Here is an 18,331-nt window from a genome sequence, read left to right as displayed (position 1 = left end):
TCGTAAATAAATCTAGTCGGTTACCAACTTTTCAGCAGTTTCAGATGATTTTCCAAATGGTCTTTCTCCAAAAATCTTTTCTAGGTTATCTTTAAAAATAACTTCTTTCTCTAAGAGGACGTTTGCTAGCTCCGTTAGTTTTTCTTTATTCTTCTCTAATAAATCAATAGCCCTCTGATATTGCGTCTCAATAAGGTTTGAGATTTCTTTATCAATTAATTCTGCAGTCTTCTCGCTATAAGGCTTGCTAAAGTTGTATTCGGATTGTCCGCTAGAGTCATAATAGGTTAGATTTCCTACTTTATCATTCAAGCCGTAAATAGTTACCATTGCGCGTGCTTGTTTTGTAACTTTTTCAAGATCACTCAACGCTCCTGTAGATATTTGATTAAATATAACTTTTTCAGCAGCGCGGCCACCTAGTGTAGCACACATTTCGTCAAGCATTTGCTCAGGTCGAACAATAAGTCTTTCTTCCGGTAAATACCAAGCAGCCCCTAAGGATTGTCCCCGAGGAACAATTGTTACTTTAACTAAGGGAGCCGCATGTTCTAGCATCCAGCTAACGGTTGCATGACCAGCTTCGTGAAAAGCAATTGCTTTTTTCTCTCCTGGCGTAACTATTTTATTTTTCTTTTCTAAGCCACCTACAATTCTATCAACGGCATCTAGAAAGTCTTGTTTTCCTACCGCTTTCTTATCTTGTCTAGCCGCTATTAAGGCCGCTTCATTACAAACATTTGCGATATCGGCACCTGAAAAACCAGGTGTTTGTTTTGAGAGAAAATCTGTATCAAGATTTTCTTCTTTTTTTAACGGGCGTAAGTGCACTTCAAAAATTTCTTTACGTTCCCGGACATCTGGTAAATCTACATAGATTTGCCGATCAAATCTTCCTGCACGCATTAAGGCTTTATCGAGGACGTCTGCGCGATTTGTCGCTGCTATTACGATAACATTTGAGTTTGTTGCAAAACCGTCCATTTCAGTCAATAACTGGTTTAAGGTGTTTTCTCTTTCATCGTTTGAGCCACTAAAGTTGCTTTTACCACGAGCTCTACCAATGGCATCAATTTCGTCTATAAAAATTATAGAAGGTGATTTTTCTTTTGCTTGTTTAAATAAGTCACGAACACGAGAAGCTCCAACACCTACAAACATCTCAACAAAATCTGAACCTGATAACGAAAAGAAAGGAACTTTTGCTTCTCCTGCGACTGCACGAGCTAATAATGTTTTACCTGTTCCAGGGGGGCCAACTAGTAAGGCTCCTTTAGGTATTTTCCCTCCTAATGAAGTGTATTTTTCAGGGTGTTTTAGAAAGTCTACAATTTCTTGTACTTCTTCTTTTGCGCCTTCTAGTCCAGCTACGTCTTTAAAGGAAGTTTTAACATCAATTTTCTCATCAAATAATTTTGCTTTTGATTTGCCAATATTGAAAATTTGTCCTCCAGCACCGCCTCCAGCACCGCCAGACATACGTTTCATGATAAAAATCCAGATACCAATAATTACTATAAAAGGCAATAAGCCCATTAGAACCTCTCCCCAAACGTTAGACTCTGTGTTCCATACAATTTGAGTATTAAGGCTGTTCTCTTGCTTTATTTGCTGAAAATTATTTTCAAAGTTTTGAAGGTCTCCAAATTCAAATTGATAATTTGGGTCTCCAGCACTAGGTCCTCCTAGGAGCCCTTTTGATTTGGTTTTAAGGTGCTTTTCCTGTGTACTCGCTTCGGCGGTTAAATAAACTTTTGCAAGTTTTTTGTTCACTATTTCAACTTTTTCAACATCTCCGTCTCTAAGATATGTTTCAAATTCAGCTTGCGTAGTTTTTGTAGCTTGCGTTAAATTACTTCCTCCAGAGAGGAATATTGCAAGGAAAAATACTAAAAGCGCCCCATAAATCCAGTATGCACTAAATTTAGGTTTTTTAAGATCAGGCTTTTTGTTCTTTTTTCCTTCGGTAGGTTTTTTATTTTCTTCTGCCATGTGGCTTTTTTTTAAAGTGTTGTTTCTATTTTTACGCTTTTAGCATCGCCCCATAATCCTTCGATGTCATAAAATTCTCGTATGTGTTTTTGAAATACGTGTACTACAACGTGAACATAATCCATTAATATCCATTCGCTATTGTCACTTCCTTCTATATGCCAAGCTTTTTCTTTAAGAGCCTTACTTACTGTTTTTTGGATAGAACCAACAATGGCATTAACTTGCGTGTTTGAGGTACCGTTGCAAATAATAAAATAGTCTGTTACTGTGTTTTCGATTTCTCTGAGGTCTAGAATTTCAATGTCTTGTCCTTTTACCGCTTCTATGCCGCGTATGATATTTGTTATAAGAAGATCTGTGTTCTTTTCTTTCTTAATCATTAAGCTTTTTTATTTTTACAAAGTTATTACTTTTTTGTGTGTTTGTTTACTTTGCATCTTTAATAAATTTAATACTTTTCTTCTTGAACATAATCAAACTTAGTGCCACTCAATCTACAAATTCGTATCTCAAAGAATTATCAAAATCTCAGGTATTAAAAGATACGACCGTAGTCATTACAGAATCACAAACAAAGGGTAGAGGACAGCAGCATACACACTGGCAATCTACTCGTGGTAAAAGCCTTACATTTAGTGTATATAAGACTTTCGAACAACTGCCTGCTGATAGGGCTTTTGTTATTTCCATGCAAACAGCACTTGCTATTACTAGGACATTAAAATACTACTCCATCCCTAATGTCACTATAAAGTGGCCTAACGACATTATGGCAGATGGAAAAAAATGTTGTGGAATCTTGATTGAAAATTCGGTTAAGGGTTCTAGTATTGCTTCTACAATAATTGGAGTTGGATTGAATGTGAACGAAATTAGTTTTGAAAGCCTTCCATCTGCAACATCACTACTTTTAAGTGGTGGAAGAAAATTTGAGTTGCAAGAGGTTTTTCAAAATTTGGTATCTGAAATTGAAATTCATTTAAATGAAATGGTTTCGCTTGATGTTGAAGCTATATTTAATAATTATACCTCTCATCTATATAGAAAGAATAGTATTTCGGTTTTTGAGGACACCCAGGGGAATAGGTTCAATGGTGCTATAAAAGGAGTGAGTAAAGAGGGACTCTTAATGGTTTTTAAGGAGGACGATCAGATACACCTATTTAATTTGAAGGAAATAAAATTGATTCAGTAATATTTAACTTTCAAGTCAAACATTTAATAGCGCATTTTAAAACTAATTATAGTGATTATAGTTTTTCCAGGTTTGTAGTTAAGGTGTCAATAAACTTAGTTAGTGGGCCTTTAATCATCATCGACATCATCGTATTAAATTTTCCTTCAAACTGAAGTTCTACAGCAGATGTGTCTTTATCACCTACATCAATGTGTGATATAAGTGTAAACGGAATTTTATCGCTAATTGCCCCGAGCGTCACTTTGTAGGGAGCCACCACTTCTTTAACCTCTAAAGCAATTTCTGGCATTCCTTTTAAGGCAAAAACAAAAGCATCTTCTCTAATAACTTCAAATTTGCTAATGTTATCTGGCATTAACTGTTCAAAGTTTTTTACATCACATAAATAATTACAAATAGCTTCAGCAGATTTTTGAACGGTTACTTTTTTACTTTTTATTTCCATAATGGTTGCTTTATTTGTTACTATTAATAATCTAATAATTTATGTTTTAACCGTTCCATTCAGACGGATTTTCTCTCCAAGAACTCAATAAAACTTTATCTGATGCAGTTATGTATGAAGATTTTTCAGCATTTTCTAGTAAGTGCTCGTAGTCGCTAAGTGTATTTAAGGTTACTCCTGCTTTTTCAAAATTTTCAGTAGCTACGTCAAAGCCATAGGAAAATATGGCCATCATTCCTTTTACTTGTAGGTTTGCTTCACGCAAAGCTGCTACCGCCATGAGACTGCTTTTTCCAGTACTAATTAGATCTTCTATGACAACTACTGTTTGATTGGGTGATACTTGCCCCTCAATTTTATTTTGTCTTCCGTGTTTCTTAGTTTCTGGACGAACGTAGCAAAAAGGAAGGTTTAGACACTCTGCAACGAGCATTCCAATACCAATTGCTCCTGTCGCAACCCCAGCAATAACATCAGGTTTTCCATATAATTCTTCTACTTGTTTTGCTATGTTTTCTCTAAGGTATGTGCGTATAGTAGGATATGAAAGTGTAATGCGGTTGTCGCAATAAATAGGAGATCTCCAACCAGAAGCCCAAGTAAATGGTTCTTGTGGTTGTAATTTAATTGCGTTAATTTGCAATAGTAATTCAGCTGTTTTTTGAGCAGTCTCTTTATTTAAAATCATAATTGCAAATGTATAAAGTTTTCGTCAATGACGTGCCTATAATTTTGTCCACAGAGAAAAATATAGGAAAGCAATACAGAACCATTCCTTTAAAAGAGGTTAAGTTTAAAAAACTTATTAATAGAATTAGCGATGGTGAGCTGCTCTATGTTAATCTGTATCATAAAAACGAAGAGAAACTAGAACGGTTTTTATTAAAAAAATTACCAGTGGTTGAGGCTGGAGGTGGTCTGGTTTTTAATAAAAAGAAAGAAATACTATTTATTAAAAGAAATGGTAAATGGGATTTGCCAAAGGGTAAAATTGAAAAGGGCGAAACGCACCAACAAGCGGCGATACGAGAGACTGAAGAAGAAACAGGGGTAAAAAATTTGCAAGTACGCACATTTATTACCAAAACTTATCACGTTTTTAAGCGCAACGACAAATTTAGATTAAAGGTAACCTACTGGTATGAAATGTATACAGATTTTACTGGAGACCTAATGCCCGAGGCTAAGGAAGGAATTAAAAAAGCAACTTGGAAAAATTTTGAAAAATCTCAACGAGCACTTACACAGTCTTATGAAAATATAAAGTTGCTCTTCCCAAAGGAATATTTAACGACGCATCCTAACGATAGGGTATCTTAAATGAGCCTTTTCATAATTAGAGGATTTTTTATGTAACCAATCCAATTGTTCGTACCAATTGTTTGCAAAGTTTGAGTCTATTTTTTTTATACTGTCAAATTCTTCTTTAAGTTGGGCATTATTTTTGAGAAGTGCCGCTGCTTTATCTTCCCATACATAGGGAGAGAAGCCTTCTTTTTGTTGCAAAATAGTGTCGAAAAAATTCCAATTAAAAAATGAATCCACTGCAGAAGGTTCTAAAGTTTCAAGTATGTAACGAACCCCATCTTGATCTGTTGAAATCATGTAGTCTCCCTGATTAATAGCTACAGTTTCCATTTTTGTAGCAACCGAGGTATTATAATGTAAATAATGGCCTTCGTAAGCATTTCTGCGAGTCTCATAGCTTTCAATTCTATATACCTCGACTTCCATAAGGGTGTCTTTTTCGAACCTGCTCGTAGCAATATCGTTTGCTTTTAATCGCTCGAGAACATTCCAATATCCTTGAGGTACTATATAGCATAGAGGGACCTTGATCATAGTACTTGGTTTGAAAAAATTATAGTATGTGGTTTCTTTATTAAAGGGTTTGCTTTGGTCAAATTTTAATCTTTGCTTACCAGTAATAGTGCTTTCTACAAAGTTGCCTTCATACCCTTTAAAATTTAGTGTCGTTGTTTTTGCGCTATCAATTTGCCATTGTATCGGGTATTCTGCTTCTGCAGTAACTGCATTTTTTGAAGATCTCACTAATTTTGAAATGTTTTTAGCATCGGCATCTGCTATTTCAATAAAACTTTTCATTAGTTCATAGGTCCCTTCAACTCTTTGTTTATAAGGTTTTAGCATATGAGTTTCAACCATCATTCCTAGTGTGTTAAATAATGTGGTATATCCAGTAGAGTATCTTGGTGAATCCAAGAATTGAGTAAAACCTTTTTCAGGCTGCGAATTAAAGACATTCACATAAGGAGTGATGTCCCAATTTTTTGAAGTCAATGAATCTTCTAATGCAGGCATAAATGACGTGTGTAAGTAAGTCCCTAAATTACCGCCCAATTTATTGTGTTGCGTAAAGAGGTGTGTAATTGTGTATTGGTAATCTGCGCCATTACTCACATGGTTGTCAATAAATAATTCGGGTTTTAGCGCGTGAAAAATTTTAGCAAAAGCCAAAGCGTTCTTAGTGTCTGCTTTAATAAAGTCTCTATTTAGGTCATAATTTCTAGCATTTCCTCTAAAGCCATATTCGTCTGGACCATTTTGGTTTGTTCTAGAGGTGCTGTTTCGGTTTAATGCGCCTCCAATATTATATACTGGTACTATGGCAATTATGGTGTTTTTTGGTGCGGAAATCTTTCCTTGTGCTAAATCCCGTAACAGCATCATAGAAGCGTCAATACCATCGCTTTCACCAGGATGGATGCCGTTATTAACTAATAACACGTTTGATGTGCCTTTTTTTTCTAGAAAAGTGTCTAAAGTGTTGTTTTTTAAAATAAGATCAGAAAAAATTATAACATGGAGAGGTTTCCCACTATCTGATAGCTCACCAGCGTGCATTGTAATGGTGCTAAATTTGTCGCTCAACATCTGGTAATACTCTATTACATTATGATAATCAGCAGTTTGAACTCCATTTGAGGTTTCAAATTGAGTTTCAAAATTAGTGTTTGAAAAGGTTCTTTTTTTATCCTCTGAGCAGCTAAAAAAAGTAAGTAAAAGTGCTGTAGTAGCAAGCTTTTTGGTCATAATAATGTGATTTTATAGTTTATTATTAGAAAAGTGTTGATTTTTTAAATGGCTTTGTTATATTTGTTCCACAATTTAAACTTAATAATAATATTTAAAAATTTCAATTATGAAAAAAATTACATTTTTAGCCTTGGCTTTTATTGGAAGCATAGCTTTTCAGGCGCAAGCTCAAGAGGTTGTAATGACTCAAAACGAGGATGACGTTCAGGTTCCCGGCGGTGTTTCTTGTGGTGGTGGTGACAATGCTTATTACCGTGCTTATGATTTAAGTAATGGAGACCAACCTTATTCTCCACAAGTACTTCTTGTAGGTGCAGAATTTGGTGTTGAGAACATTGATGGTGATGATGAGTTAACAGTAAATATTTATCAAGTTTCAAGTTTTCCTGATGGTTTTGATTCTACTGCTACTCCAGACCTTTTAGCTTCTGCTTCAGTTACTGTAGGACTTGATGACGTAGGAACTGTTGTTAGAGTTGTTTTTGATAATCCACCAACAGTAGATCAAGATGCGATTATTGCAGTACAATTAAATCAAGGTGAAACTGGACTTAATTATTTCCCAGCAGTAACAGGTGGTGCAACGGCAGACTCTTACATTACATCTGTTGTTTGTGATATTGTAGGTACTCCAGTATCTTATGCTGACATAGGCTTCCCAGATTCTCATACCATCCTTAATCTTGTTGTAGATATGGCTTTAGGAGTAAATGATGTTGCATTATCTCAAGTGTCTATTTTTCCTAACCCGGCACAAAACGTAATTAACGTTAATGTTCCTGGTTCAATCGAAATCGAAAGAGTTGCTATGTATGACTTATTAGGAAAAAGAGCTAATGTATCTATTTCAAATGGTCAAGTAAACGTTTCTGAATTAGCTTCAGGTGTTTACTTAATGAAAATTGAAACTTCTGTAGGTACAATTACTGAAAAAGTTATCAAGCAATAATTTGTAGTAAATACATATTATTAAATTATAGAAAAACCCTGCAATTTGCAGGGTTTTTTTATAGACTTAAAAGTGGCGTGTCAAGATTGGCTTAAAACATTATAAAATTGTATTGTGGTTTATTTATAACAGTATTCATATAAACGGTGGTAGTTTATGTATTCAATATTCAGCTAGTAGTAGAAAGTTGTTTTTTGCCAATGATCATTTTAATAAGCTTTTTGATAACCATAAAGTGAGGTTACTTTAGTTTGCTTTAAATATACCCTTCCTTACATATAGCGACAATTTGAGTTTTTAATACTACCTATTTATGTGGTTCCAATAGGTAACAAGTACTCGTTTATTATATGGCGATAGATATCTTGTTATACTTTTGTTAAGCTAATTATCTCAAGCTTAATTTTTTAATAGAAAAACGATGCCCCATTCTGAAATAGCGATATACTAAAACCTTAGTGCAATGAAAACATTGCAAATACTGGTAACACCAAACGTACCCAAAAAGATTACTCGTTCTCTTTTAAACTTCAATTAGTTGAAGAGGTTAAACATGGACTCTTGACAAAATCTTAAACGCACCTCAAATATAGCATTCAGGGAGATTCTACAGAGATTAAATGGTTGCGGAAATATGATGATTTTGATTGGGAATACCAAGCGCTTACAGCAATGTCAAAACACCTGAACAAAAAATTCTTGAGCTAGAGGTTAAAGTTAAGTTGCTGGTGAATCAGAAAGCAAGGGCTGAATATCTCACGGAACCTGCAGATAAGAAAGTAATTGTCTTCGATATGCTGTTAGATATGGACGAAAAGGAATACGATACCTAAACAAGAAATAATTACAAACTCGAGTTATCAAATGCTTCAAAGAAGAACAAAAAGGGACTATAATCTCTGCCTGTGAACTATTCGAGGTAACTAGCCAGGTATATTATAGATTTATAAAATCCAACAAACATAAACATCCCATAGACCATCAGGTTATCACATTCATGCGTTCTATAAGAAATCTTATGTTTAGGCTGGGAACAAGAAAACTACATTATATACTCAGGGCAGAGCTTATCAAAGTTAATGTAGAGAGCGGTAAATTATTTAGAATTCTAAAGGCAAACCATATGCTTGTCACTCCTAAAAAGAGCTATCATAAAACAACGTACTCACATTATAGGTTCAGATAATATAAAATACTATAAGTGAGATTGAATTAGAGCATTTAGAACAGGTTGGACAAGCGATATGATAGGAAAAATCGATCATACCTTATTATTATAACGGATGCTGGTTCTAAGAAAATAATGGGATACGATGTTTAAGGCAGCTTTGAAGCGGCAGGCGCTCTAAGGGTACTCGAAATGGAGTTTAAAAAGAGAAGCTATTTAAGTCAGCCAATGATACATCACTCTGGCAGAGGCCTACCGTATTGCTCAAATAAATATCAACAGATGCTAAAAGACAAACGGATAAGTACAAGTATGATTGAAAAACAGGATCTCTATAAGAAGGCTATAGCTGAACGTGTCAATAGAGTTTTAAAATAAGAATTTGCAATAGTAGCATACGATACTGACTTGTCAACGAAAAAATTATTAGTTAAAAATGCAGTCAATATTTACAACTCGTTGAGGGCTCATTTGTCGAGCTATACGCTAACACCAGATAAAATGTACACACAAAAAAAACTAAAAAGAAAATAGTACAAATCAAAAAAGCTGAACAATCACGTCATTGTTCAGCTTTAATTAATAAATTTAATCTTTTTAATCTTTTTAATCTTTTTAATCTTTTTAATCTGTTTCGTTTAGTTAGGACTAGACATCTTGTAAGTTCTTTGTTAAGCTGTTAGGCGTTCATGGAAATCAAGAATTCTTCATTATTCTTTGTCTGTCTAAAGCGATCATTAATAAACTCCATCGCTTCTACAGGGTTCATGTCTGCAAGATACTTACGCATTACCCACATGCGTTTTATAGTTTTCTCATCAAGGAGTAAATCGTCTCTACGTGTGCTAGATGAAGTAAGATCGATTGCCGGGAAAATTCTTCGGTTAGAAATTTTTCTATCCAACTGGAGTTCCATGTTACCAGTTCCTTTAAATTCCTCAAAGATAACTTCGTCCATCTTAGATCCAGTTTCAGTAAGCGCTGTTGCTATGATGCTTAAAGACCCGCCATTTTCAATGTTACGTGCTGCTCCAAAGAAACGTTTTGGTTTGTTAAGTGCCGCTGCATCTACACCACCAGAAAGTATTTTACCACTAGCAGGCTGAACCGTATTATACGCTCGTGCTAACCGTGTGATCGAATCTAATAGAATTACAACATCGTGACCACATTCAACAAGGCGCTTTGCTTTGTCTATTACTAAATTAGCAATACGTACATGTTCTGAAGGTTCTTTGTCAAACGTCGATGCGATAACTTCACCTTGCACGTTGCGTTGCATATCAGTTACCTCTTCTGGACGTTCGTCTATTAAAAGGATCATTTGATATACCTCAGGATGATTTGCAGCGATGCCGTTTGCAATATCCTTTAGTAACATTGTTTTACCAGTTTTGGGTTGTGCTACAATCATCCCACGTTGTCCCTTACCAATTGGAGAAAAGAGATCAATAATACGTGTAGAAATTGTACTTTGTTTCTCAGAGATATTAAATTTTTCCTGCGGAAATAAGGGCGTTAAATGCTCAAAAGAAATTCGGTCTCTTACGACGTTAGGGTTTTGGCCATTAATTCTATTTACTTTTATAAGGGGGAAATATTTTTCACCTTCTTTTGGAGGGCGAACTACACCTAAAACGGTGTCACCGCTTTTTAGCCCAAATAGTCTAATTTGTGATTGTGATACATAAATATCATCAGGAGATGAAAGGTAATTGTAGTCACTAGATCTTAAAAATCCATAACCGTCTTGCATAATGTCAAGGACACCTTCACTTTCTATGATGCCATCAAATTCATAGTCTGGCTCTTTATAGCGATTACGGTTGTCTTTATTACCGTTGTTGCGATTGTCACTTTTGGGTTTATTCTCACGTTGCGGTTTGTTTTCGCGCGGTTTATTATCCCTATTGTTTTGTTGACGATTCTCTTTTTGTGGACGGTTATCGTCTTTTTTTGGAGTGTTTTGACGAGGGTTGTTTTGCCTTTTGTCATCGTTACTTTGCGAGTCTTGCTTCTGAATATCTTCTTTGTTATTTGAAGATTTTTCTGGTGCTTTCTCGTTTGGACGCGTCTCTTTTTTAACAGGCGCTGGACGAGGAGTTCTTTTGTTTTGTTCTTTTTGGGGTCTAGAAGCTGGTTTGCTAGCTTCAGTAGGTTCCTTTTTTGGAACATCTTCAACAACAACTGCTTTTACAGCATTTGGATTTGCCGCTTGATAGTCTAGTATTTGATATACAAGATCTAATTTTTTAAGAGAGCGATACTTTGGTACCTTTAATGCTTTTGCAAGTTCCTGAAGTTCAGGTAATTTCTTTGCTTTAAGTTCTGAAATTTCTAACATTTAAAAATGTGTGTATTTTGTATATAAAATATGAATTATTCTGTGAAGTGCGAAAAATTTGTGAAAAATTTTGAAGACAAGTAACCTAAATTGAAAGAGTTACTCTTTAGTTTTGCAATTATACAACAATAAATTAAATTGTAGCGTTTTATTTTTAAAAAGAAAGTCTATTTTTGTATCACTTTAACAAAAGTTAGTTTATGATACAACGAATTCAAACCATATACACGCTTCTTTCTGCACTCGTAATGCTTGCATTGTATTTTGGATTCCCTATTATTAGTGACGGGTTGGACACGGTGATCATATCAAATAAAGAACCCCTTGTTTTCGGATTGGTTTTCGGTTCGATAGCGTTTGCTATAATTTCTATTATTACTTTTAAAAAGCGGCAAATGCAGTTTGTTCTTAACCGCTTAAATATCATATTAAACTTTGTATTACTGGGATTTATCGTTTACAGATCACTTAATTTACCTGGAGAAGCCTTGGTTTCTGAGAAGGGTATTGGAGTCTTACTTCCCATCATTTCTATCGTTTTTTTAGTGTTGGCAAATAAAGCCATCAAAAGGGATGAAGACCTTGTAAAATCTGTAGATCGTTTGCGATAAAACAAACTTAGTATTATTAGTGCAAGACCCTTACAGAATGCCATCTGTAAGGGTTTTTTTTATCCATGCAATTTTGATAGAAAAAGAAGAATCACTCAGAAACCTATTTTTTTTAATAAACATTAAATCAAACAAAAAACCAAAGGTGATTTAGTGATTTATAAGTTTAGGCAGAAAGCATAAACTGATAAATAGTACCGAAGTCATCGCTTCAATTCAACAACTTCGAGATTTTGAATTTTTTTACCATCAATTTCAAAACGCAGCATCGTTCGTACATTGTGAAAACCGTGCTTTCCAATAGCACCAGGATTCATATGCAATAAAGATAATTTTTTATCTGGCATTACTTTTAAAATATGAGAATGACCGCAGATAAAGAGGGCCGGGGTATTGGTGTTTAATTCTTCTCTAACACGTGGTTTGTATCTGTTAGGGTATCCTCCAATGTGGGTAATGTAGACGTTTACTTCCTCACACATAAACCTCAGGTCTAATGGGTACGTTCGCCTTGCTTGAGCATCGTCAATATTACCATAGACAGCACGGAGAGGTTTTAATTTTGCTATGGCATCGGTTACAGCCAGATCGCCAATATCTCCGGCATGCCAAACTTCATCTGCCAGTTTTACATACTTTAATATGGTGTTATCTATATGGCTGTGTGTATCACTTAAGAGTAGTATTTTTTTCAATTCGATTTTTATTTTTAGTAAAAATAGTCATATCTATTCGTTTGGTTCGTTTTCTACACATTCAATTTTTGTCAAACAAGGGGGCTTACTTTATGGTATAATGTATCTTTGTCTAAAGTTTTTTTTTGAGATATTTTATTGAGATAACCTATAATGGTGCCGCGTATTGTGGATGGCAAATACAACCAAATGCGGAGAGCGTTCAGCAAGTAATAGAGGAAACCATGAGTACGTTTTTTAGGCAGGCTATAAAAGTAGTCGGAGCAGGAAGAACAGATGCTGGTGTGCACGCAAAACAATTGTTCGCGCATTTTGATATGGAAGAAATGGTCTCTGTCCAGAATGCTATTTTTCGATTAAATATGTTTTTGCCTACCGATATTGCTATTGTTGGAATTCATCCTGTAGTCTCAGACGCACATGCAAGATTTCATGCAGTTGAAAGGGCGTATGAATATAAGATAAGCACTAAGAAAAACCCATTTTCATTGGGTTTGGCTCACACGATTCAAAAAATGCCAGATGTTGTAGTGATGAATCAGGCGGCGCAACTGTTATTCGACTATAAAGATTTTCAATGTTTTTCGCGTTCAAAGACTAATGTAAAGACGTATAATTGTTATATAAAGAAGGCATTATGGGAAGTAACAGAAGAAGGTCTTATCTTTACCATTGCTGCAGATAGATTTTTAAGAAATATGGTTCGAGCCATTGTTGGGACTATGCTAGATATAGGTTTTGGACAAACTACCTTAGAAGAATTTAAAAATATTATGGAACAAAAAGACAGGCGAAATGCGGGTGCATCTGCGCCAGCTTGTGGTTTGTATCTAACTAAAGTAGTCTATCCAACTGGTATTTTTATCGAGAAATAGTATTGAGAATAAAGAGAAAATAAACGTTTAGAGTATTTAGACTCCCAGAGTAAAGGGAAAATTATGGCAGATTCAGGAAAAGCATTCGATTTTACACTTTTTAAAAGGCTCTTGGCGTTTACCAACGCATATAAAGCGATCTTTTATTTGGTTGCGTTTACGGCCGTAATAATGTCCATATTAGCAATATTGCGTCCTTACTTTTTGAAGAATGCTATTGACCAATCCATCATCCCACAAGATGAAGAGCTTCTTGTTTATTTTATTTCGGTAATGCTGGTGATCTTATTTTTAGAAGTGATCTTTCAATTTGTATTTATTTATTATGCCAATTGGTTGGGGCAAAATGTTGTTAAAGACTTACGGGTTAAATTATTTAAACTCATGACTGGGTTTAAAATGCAATACTATGATAAAAGTGCCGTGGGAAGACTCACTACGCGCGCCGTTAACGATATTGAAACCATCTCCAGTATTTTTAGTCAGGGCCTTTTTATGATCATAGCAGATTTACTGAAAATGGTGGCAATTGCTGGTTTTATGCTGTATCAAAGTTGGAAACTTTCGCTAATAGTTTTTACCATTTTACCAGTAATACTTATTGCTACTCGTATATTTCAGCGAGCAATGAAAGTTGCTTTTGAAGAAGTAAGAGCTCAGGTTGCCAATCTAAATTCTTTTGTTCAAGAACGAATTACAGGGATGAAAATCGTTCAGATATTCGCTCGTGAAGAAACCGAATACGAGCAGTTTAAGGTCATTAATGAAAAACATAAAAAGGCTTGGGTCAAAACGGTTTGGTATAACTCTATTTTCTTTCCAATTGCCGAAATGGCTTCTTCTATCGCTATTGGTTTAGTGGTTTGGTACGGAGGGTTAAATGCTGTTGAAGGCGGATTGATAACTGCTGGGATTATTACTATGTTTATTGATTTGGTACAAATGCTTTTTAGACCCTTACGGCAAATTGCAGATAAGTTTAATACCCTGCAAATGGGCATGGTCGCTGCCAATCGCGTATTTGCAATTTTAGATACCAAATCTCACATTGTGAATGAAGGGGATATTAAGCTGTCAAAAACCTACGGAAATATAGCCTTTGAAAATGTGCATTTTGGGTATGTTGAAAATGAAAAAGTTATAAAAGATATTTCATTTACGGTAAATTCAGGCGAAATGATTGCTATTGTTGGTTCTACGGGAGCTGGAAAGTCAACCATTGTTAATTTGCTGAATCGATTTTATGAAATTAATAGTGGTGAAATTACGATTGATGGCATTTCGATCAAAGACTATACATTGGCTTCGTTGAGAAGTGAAATAGCGGTCGTGCTTCAAGATGTATTTTTGTTTGCAGACACTGTTTTAAATAATATTACCTTAAACAATCCAGAAATAACCGAAGAAGAAGTGCGACAAGCGGCAAAAGAAATAGGAATTTCAAAATTTATAGACACTTTACCTGGGAAGTTTAATTACAACGTCAAGGAGCGAGGCGCCATGCTTTCTTCTGGACAAAGACAATTGATCGCTTTTTTAAGAGCCTATGTTTCTAAACCAGGGATTCTTATTTTAGATGAAGCGACTTCTTCAGTAGACAGCTACAGTGAAGAAATGATACAAACGGCTACTGAAAAAATAACAAAAGGGCGTACTTCTATAGTAATTGCGCATAGACTTGCTACCATTAAAAAGGCTGATAAAATCTTGGTGATGGATGCAGGTAAAATAGTGGAATCTGGAACCCACCAAGAACTACTTCAACGCGAAAATGGCTACTATCGCAATCTTTACGAAGTCCAGTTTATGACTGAAGAAGCGATATAAGAAATAGCATCTACCGTTTCTTTTTTAGGGATAAAGTCTCTTAAATCAAAAGTTCCTAATAATAACATTATTGCAACTATCGCGACTAAAAAAACAAGATACAGGATTCCGCTAATTACTGAGAAGAACAATGTTTTATGAATTATTTTTATCAATGAAAGCTCATAGATCTTCTTATGTACATAAGCTGAATAAAGCACCATAAGAGGAAACAAGAAAAAATAGGTTATTTTGAAAAAGTTAACTCCAAAAGCCAATACAATAATAGAAGGGATAAATAGTACGATACTAAAGTGGGCCTGAGAGTAAGCCGAGATTATAATGTGGTGTAAAAAGTTTTTTTTTTGAATTTATAAATACAGGCCTTCCAATAGTGGCGTATATTGGTATAAAAAAAAATACAGAAGGCCATGATATTCAAACATAATATCCATAAAAGAATTACTGTCTCCATTTAACATTGGATTGTCTTCCTGAACCATCCAAGAAACATCCATGTTATCTTGAAAAAATTTCTTGAGAAGAAAAAGTTGTAATCCAGAAAGTGTTAAAGCGAGTGCTAAGTAGTTCGCAACATTTAAGTGTCTTTTAAGAACTCCTTGAATATATCCATTAATTACAAGGGATGGTTTTAAAAATAAATCTTTTATCGTTCTGAGGATTAAATTGTTTTCAATATTTAAAAAACGCTCGGAAATATCATTTGCAAAATGACCAAAGGTAATTATCTGGTTAACCACTTTTGCGCCACAGTTGTTGCAAAATTTATCATCTATGGTAGTTCTTTATTACAGTTCTTAATGTTTATAGTGTTCTTAACTTAAATCCTTATTCAATAGTTTGGTTAGTTCGCTAATATTTTCAAATAGTACAAAGTCGCCATCTTTAAGGTAGGATATTTGTCCGCTTTCTTCACTTACTATTAGTGCAACAGCATCACTTTTTTCAGTAACACCAACTGCTGCTCGGTGTCTTAATCCAAAACGCAATGGAATTTTACGATCGCTTGAAACGGGCAAAATAACACGTGTTGCTGTAATTTTATTTTCTTCAATCAACATAGCACCATCATGCAATGGGCTGTTTTTGTAGAAAATACTTTCAATAATGGGTTGGTTTACGGTCACATTCATTACGTCGCCGCTGCTTTTTACAAAATCCAAACTGTTATTTCGTTTAATCACAATTAAAGCTCCTGTTTTTGAGGCACTCATTTTTTTTATAGCTTCCATAATTGGTTCGATGTCAGTAGTAGCAACGCTGTCTTTTGAAATTGATTTAAATTGTTTGACAAATCGTTTTGTGTTAAAATTTGTAGATCCCACCATTAATAAAAAATTTCGTATTTCTTGCTGAAAGACAACAATCAACGCAAACATTCCTGCTCCCAAGAAGCCGCCTAAAATCTTACTCAAGAGTTCCATTTCTAGGATTTCTGTAAGGCGCCATATCCCGTAGATAATTACAATCCCAATAAAAATATTAATGGCTACTGTACCTTTTACTAAACGGTGGAGGTAGTAGAGGAGTGCCGCCACTAATAAAATATCAATGGCATCTATGACTCTGAAATCTGTAAATTCGAAAAAATCCAAAAATTTTATTGTTTATGTAAAAATAAGATTAAAATACAAGTCTTTGCAAATCAGTATTTAAATACCCTATTTTTTTAATTGTTCATTCAGTTTAATGCATTGCACGGCTTCGGCAACATCGTGTACTCTCAATATGGAAGCTCCATTTTGTAAAGCGACCATGTGTAATGCGCTAGTACCGTTAAGTGCTTCGTCCGGGGTGATGTTTAATGTTTTATAAATCATCGATTTTCTCGAAATGCCTGCCAGTAATGGGACTTCGATTACTGAAAACTGATCAAGATTTTGCAATAACTCAAAGTTTTGTTCCCTGTTTTTAGCAAAACCGAAACCCGGATCTATCATACAATCATTGATTCCTAGTTTTTTGGTCTCAGCAATTCTTTCGGTAAAATAGGTTATTATATCGGTAGTAAGATGATCATATTCGGTATGACTTTTCATTGTTTGTGGCCTGCCTCGCATATGCATTAGTATATAAGGCACTTGTAAATTTGCAACAGTTTGTAGCATGGCATCATCTAAAAGTCCTGCGCTAATATCATTTATGATCGCTGCGCCAGCGGTCACTGCTCGCTTCGCAACATTGCTTCTAAAAGTATCTATGGAAAGTATCGCAGATGGGAATTCTTTTAAAATAGCTTTAATTGCTGGAACTACTCTTTGTGCTTCTTCATTTTCAGAAATATCTGTAGCATCTGGGCGAGAACTATATCCCCCAATATCTAAAAAGGTAGCGCCTTCAGAGAGCATGTCTTCAGCTTGCTGGAGGATTTTATTTTCAGAAGACAAACGCCCGCCATCAAAAAAACTATCTGGTGTAACATTAATTATACCCATCACTTTTGGAGTGGAGAAGTCAATTAATGTACCTTTACAATTGATTGTTTGCAATTTTTAAAATTGTTTTATTTACCCGAAATTTACGCAAAATATCACAGATAGCATGGCAGATACTTCTAAACAATACAATGATGTTATAGAAACTTGTAGGTCTCTCTTTATCAATAAAATGAAGGACTATGGGAGCGCTTGGCGTATTTTAAGATTGCCGTCCTTGACAGATCAGATCTTTATCAAGGCGCAGCGCATTCGTGGATTGCAGCAAAATGAAGTCCAGAAAGTGGAAGAAGGACAACAGAGCGAATTTATTGGGGTTATTAATTATAGTATCATGGCACTCGTTCAACTAGAACACGGTGTAGTGGAGCAGCCAGATCTTTCCTTGGAAGATGCCACGCAATTGTACGATAAAAAAGTAGCGATTACAAAGCAATTAATGATGGATAAGAATCACGACTACGGCGAAGCGTGGCGGGATATGCGCGTGAGTAGTCTTACCGATTTGATTCTTCAGAAATTGTTGCGTGTTAAGCAAATTGAAGACAACAAAGGCAAAACGCTGGTTAGCGAAGGAATTGATGCGAACTATCAAGATATGATTAACTACGCGGTGTTTGCGATGATACACCTAGGCGAAATAGATTAAAAACAATGAAACTTCAACTAATAGCAGAGGACTTGCTTATAGGATATTGCGCAGCCATTTCTGTTAATGACCGTTTCTAATGT

18 protein-coding genes are annotated in these 18,331 nt (G+C 35.1%); 7 read left to right on the top strand and 11 right to left on the bottom strand.

Annotation, left to right across the window (positions count from 1 at the left end; translation table 11 throughout):
* Positions 1–12: 12 nt before the first annotated feature.
* Both ftsH and rsfS read right to left on the bottom strand, forming a co-directional pair.
* Positions 13–1,992, bottom strand: coding sequence for an ATP-dependent zinc metalloprotease FtsH (gene ftsH / locus ABXT67_RS01520; RefSeq protein WP_415375531.1), 1,980 nt, complete (start codon positions 1,990–1,992; stop codon positions 13–15).
* Positions 1,993–2,003: 11 nt separating this feature from the next.
* Complete coding sequence (gene rsfS, locus ABXT67_RS01515; protein ID WP_415375530.1) at positions 2,004–2,375, bottom strand: ribosome silencing factor; 372 nt, start codon at positions 2,373–2,375, stop codon at positions 2,004–2,006.
* An 83-nt stretch (positions 2,376–2,458) separates the two neighbouring features.
* Here rsfS and ABXT67_RS01510 point away from each other — a divergent pair, with 83 nt between their 5' ends.
* Positions 2,459–3,190 carry a biotin--[acetyl-CoA-carboxylase] ligase gene (locus ABXT67_RS01510; RefSeq protein WP_415375529.1) on the top strand — a complete coding sequence of 244 codons (732 nt, stop codon included), beginning with the start codon at positions 2,459–2,461 and terminating at the stop codon, positions 3,188–3,190.
* Positions 3,191–3,245: 55 nt separating this feature from the next.
* Here the strand turns inward: ABXT67_RS01510 and ABXT67_RS01505 are convergent, their stop codons facing one another.
* Together ABXT67_RS01505 and pyrE are read right to left on the bottom strand one after the other, a co-directional pair.
* A complete protein-coding gene (locus ABXT67_RS01505; protein ID WP_415375528.1) occupies positions 3,246–3,638 on the bottom strand; it encodes an SRPBCC family protein in 393 nt (130 codons plus the stop codon).
* Between the two features lie 46 nt (positions 3,639–3,684).
* A complete protein-coding gene (gene pyrE / locus ABXT67_RS01500; RefSeq protein WP_415375527.1) occupies positions 3,685–4,326 on the bottom strand; it encodes an orotate phosphoribosyltransferase in 642 nt (213 codons plus the stop codon).
* An 8-nt stretch (positions 4,327–4,334) separates the two neighbouring features.
* Between pyrE and ABXT67_RS01495 the strand changes: the two genes are divergently transcribed.
* Positions 4,335–4,958, top strand: a complete 624-nt coding sequence (locus ABXT67_RS01495) for an NUDIX hydrolase (protein WP_415375526.1) — start codon at positions 4,335–4,337, stop codon at positions 4,956–4,958.
* On the opposite strand, the gene ABXT67_RS01490 is transcribed toward ABXT67_RS01495, so the two are convergent.
* Complete coding sequence (locus ABXT67_RS01490; protein ID WP_415375525.1) at positions 4,926–6,692, bottom strand: M14 family metallopeptidase; 1,767 nt, start codon at positions 6,690–6,692, stop codon at positions 4,926–4,928. The two genes, ABXT67_RS01495 and ABXT67_RS01490, sit on opposite strands and share 33 nt — an antisense overlap.
* A gap of 109 nt (positions 6,693–6,801) precedes the next feature.
* Here ABXT67_RS01490 and ABXT67_RS01485 point away from each other — a divergent pair, with 109 nt between their 5' ends.
* The gene (locus ABXT67_RS01485; RefSeq protein WP_415375524.1) at positions 6,802–7,644 is read left to right on the top strand and encodes a T9SS type A sorting domain-containing protein; all 843 of its coding nucleotides are present in this window, start codon (positions 6,802–6,804) and stop codon (positions 7,642–7,644) included.
* A gap of 1,847 nt (positions 7,645–9,491) precedes the next feature.
* Here ABXT67_RS01485 and rho read toward each other — a convergent pair.
* Complete coding sequence (gene rho, locus ABXT67_RS01480; protein ID WP_415375523.1) at positions 9,492–11,156, bottom strand: transcription termination factor Rho; 1,665 nt, start codon at positions 11,154–11,156, stop codon at positions 9,492–9,494.
* A gap of 200 nt (positions 11,157–11,356) precedes the next feature.
* On the opposite strand from rho, the gene ABXT67_RS01475 reads away from it, so the two are divergent.
* Complete coding sequence (locus ABXT67_RS01475) at positions 11,357–11,767, top strand: DUF4293 family protein (protein ID WP_415375522.1); 411 nt, start codon at positions 11,357–11,359, stop codon at positions 11,765–11,767.
* Positions 11,768–11,970: 203 nt separating this feature from the next.
* Here the strand turns inward: ABXT67_RS01475 and ABXT67_RS01470 are convergent, their stop codons facing one another.
* Positions 11,971–12,462, bottom strand: coding sequence for a metallophosphoesterase family protein (locus ABXT67_RS01470; RefSeq protein ID WP_415375521.1), 492 nt, complete (start codon positions 12,460–12,462; stop codon positions 11,971–11,973).
* Between the two features lie 125 nt (positions 12,463–12,587).
* On the opposite strand from ABXT67_RS01470, the gene truA reads away from it, so the two are divergent.
* Both truA and ABXT67_RS01460 read left to right on the top strand, forming a co-directional pair.
* Positions 12,588–13,337: a tRNA pseudouridine(38-40) synthase TruA gene (gene truA / locus ABXT67_RS01465; protein ID WP_415375520.1), complete on the top strand. Its 750-nt coding sequence runs from the start codon at positions 12,588–12,590 to the stop codon at positions 13,335–13,337.
* 63 nt (positions 13,338–13,400) lie between these two features.
* The gene (locus ABXT67_RS01460) at positions 13,401–15,164 is read left to right on the top strand and encodes an ABC transporter ATP-binding protein (RefSeq protein ID WP_415375519.1); all 1,764 of its coding nucleotides are present in this window, start codon (positions 13,401–13,403) and stop codon (positions 15,162–15,164) included.
* Here the strand turns inward: ABXT67_RS01460 and ABXT67_RS01455 are convergent.
* From ABXT67_RS01455 to folP, 4 genes are all read right to left on the bottom strand, one after another.
* Entirely contained in the window at positions 15,128–15,319 is a 192-nt protein-coding gene (locus ABXT67_RS01455) for a hypothetical protein (protein WP_415375518.1), read from the bottom strand. The two genes, ABXT67_RS01460 and ABXT67_RS01455, sit on opposite strands and share 37 nt — an antisense overlap.
* A gap of 195 nt (positions 15,320–15,514) precedes the next feature.
* Complete coding sequence (locus ABXT67_RS01450) at positions 15,515–15,904, bottom strand: DUF3667 domain-containing protein (protein WP_415375517.1); 390 nt, start codon at positions 15,902–15,904, stop codon at positions 15,515–15,517.
* A 75-nt stretch (positions 15,905–15,979) separates the two neighbouring features.
* Positions 15,980–16,759 carry a diadenylate cyclase gene (locus tag ABXT67_RS01445; protein ID WP_415375516.1) on the bottom strand — a complete coding sequence of 260 codons (780 nt, stop codon included), beginning with the start codon at positions 16,757–16,759 and terminating at the stop codon, positions 15,980–15,982.
* A gap of 66 nt (positions 16,760–16,825) precedes the next feature.
* Positions 16,826–17,599, bottom strand: coding sequence for a dihydropteroate synthase (gene folP, locus ABXT67_RS01440; RefSeq protein WP_415376896.1), 774 nt, complete (start codon positions 17,597–17,599; stop codon positions 16,826–16,828).
* Between the two features lie 106 nt (positions 17,600–17,705).
* Here folP and ABXT67_RS01435 point away from each other — a divergent pair, with 106 nt between their 5' ends.
* Positions 17,706–18,248: a DUF1599 domain-containing protein gene (locus ABXT67_RS01435; protein WP_415375515.1), complete on the top strand. Its 543-nt coding sequence runs from the start codon at positions 17,706–17,708 to the stop codon at positions 18,246–18,248.
* The last annotated feature ends 83 nt before the right edge of the window (positions 18,249–18,331 follow it).

Source organism: Patiriisocius sp. Uisw_017 (genome assembly GCF_047731265.1).
GTDB lineage: Bacteria > Bacteroidota > Bacteroidia > Flavobacteriales > Flavobacteriaceae > Patiriisocius.
Note: the sequence above shows the minus strand (reverse complement) of the source record. Positions and strands in the feature narration are given on the sequence as shown.

What these genes read in the sequence shown, in the direction of transcription:
- ftsH (WP_415375531.1), bottom strand. Translation starts at nt 1,992, where the DNA reads ATGGCAGAAGAAAATAAAAAACCTACCGAAGGAAAAAAGAACAAAAAG.
- rsfS (WP_415375530.1), bottom strand. Translation starts at nt 2,375, where the DNA reads ATGATTAAGAAAGAAAAGAACACAGATCTTCTTATAACAAATATCATA.
- ABXT67_RS01505 (WP_415375528.1), bottom strand. Translation starts at nt 3,638, where the DNA reads ATGGAAATAAAAAGTAAAAAAGTAACCGTTCAAAAATCTGCTGAAGCT.
- pyrE (WP_415375527.1), bottom strand. Translation starts at nt 4,326, where the DNA reads ATGATTTTAAATAAAGAGACTGCTCAAAAAACAGCTGAATTACTATTG.
- ABXT67_RS01495 (WP_415375526.1), top strand. Translation starts at nt 4,335, where the DNA reads ATGTATAAAGTTTTCGTCAATGACGTGCCTATAATTTTGTCCACAGAG.
- ABXT67_RS01490 (WP_415375525.1), bottom strand. Translation starts at nt 6,692, where the DNA reads ATGACCAAAAAGCTTGCTACTACAGCACTTTTACTTACTTTTTTTAGC.
- ABXT67_RS01485 (WP_415375524.1), top strand. Translation starts at nt 6,802, where the DNA reads ATGAAAAAAATTACATTTTTAGCCTTGGCTTTTATTGGAAGCATAGCT.
- rho (WP_415375523.1), bottom strand. Translation starts at nt 11,156, where the DNA reads ATGTTAGAAATTTCAGAACTTAAAGCAAAGAAATTACCTGAACTTCAG.
- ABXT67_RS01475 (WP_415375522.1), top strand. Translation starts at nt 11,357, where the DNA reads ATGATACAACGAATTCAAACCATATACACGCTTCTTTCTGCACTCGTA.
- ABXT67_RS01460 (WP_415375519.1), top strand. Translation starts at nt 13,401, where the DNA reads ATGGCAGATTCAGGAAAAGCATTCGATTTTACACTTTTTAAAAGGCTC.
- folP (WP_415376896.1), bottom strand. Translation starts at nt 17,599, where the DNA reads ATGGGTATAATTAATGTTACACCAGATAGTTTTTTTGATGGCGGGCGT.
- ABXT67_RS01435 (WP_415375515.1), top strand. Translation starts at nt 17,706, where the DNA reads ATGGCAGATACTTCTAAACAATACAATGATGTTATAGAAACTTGTAGG.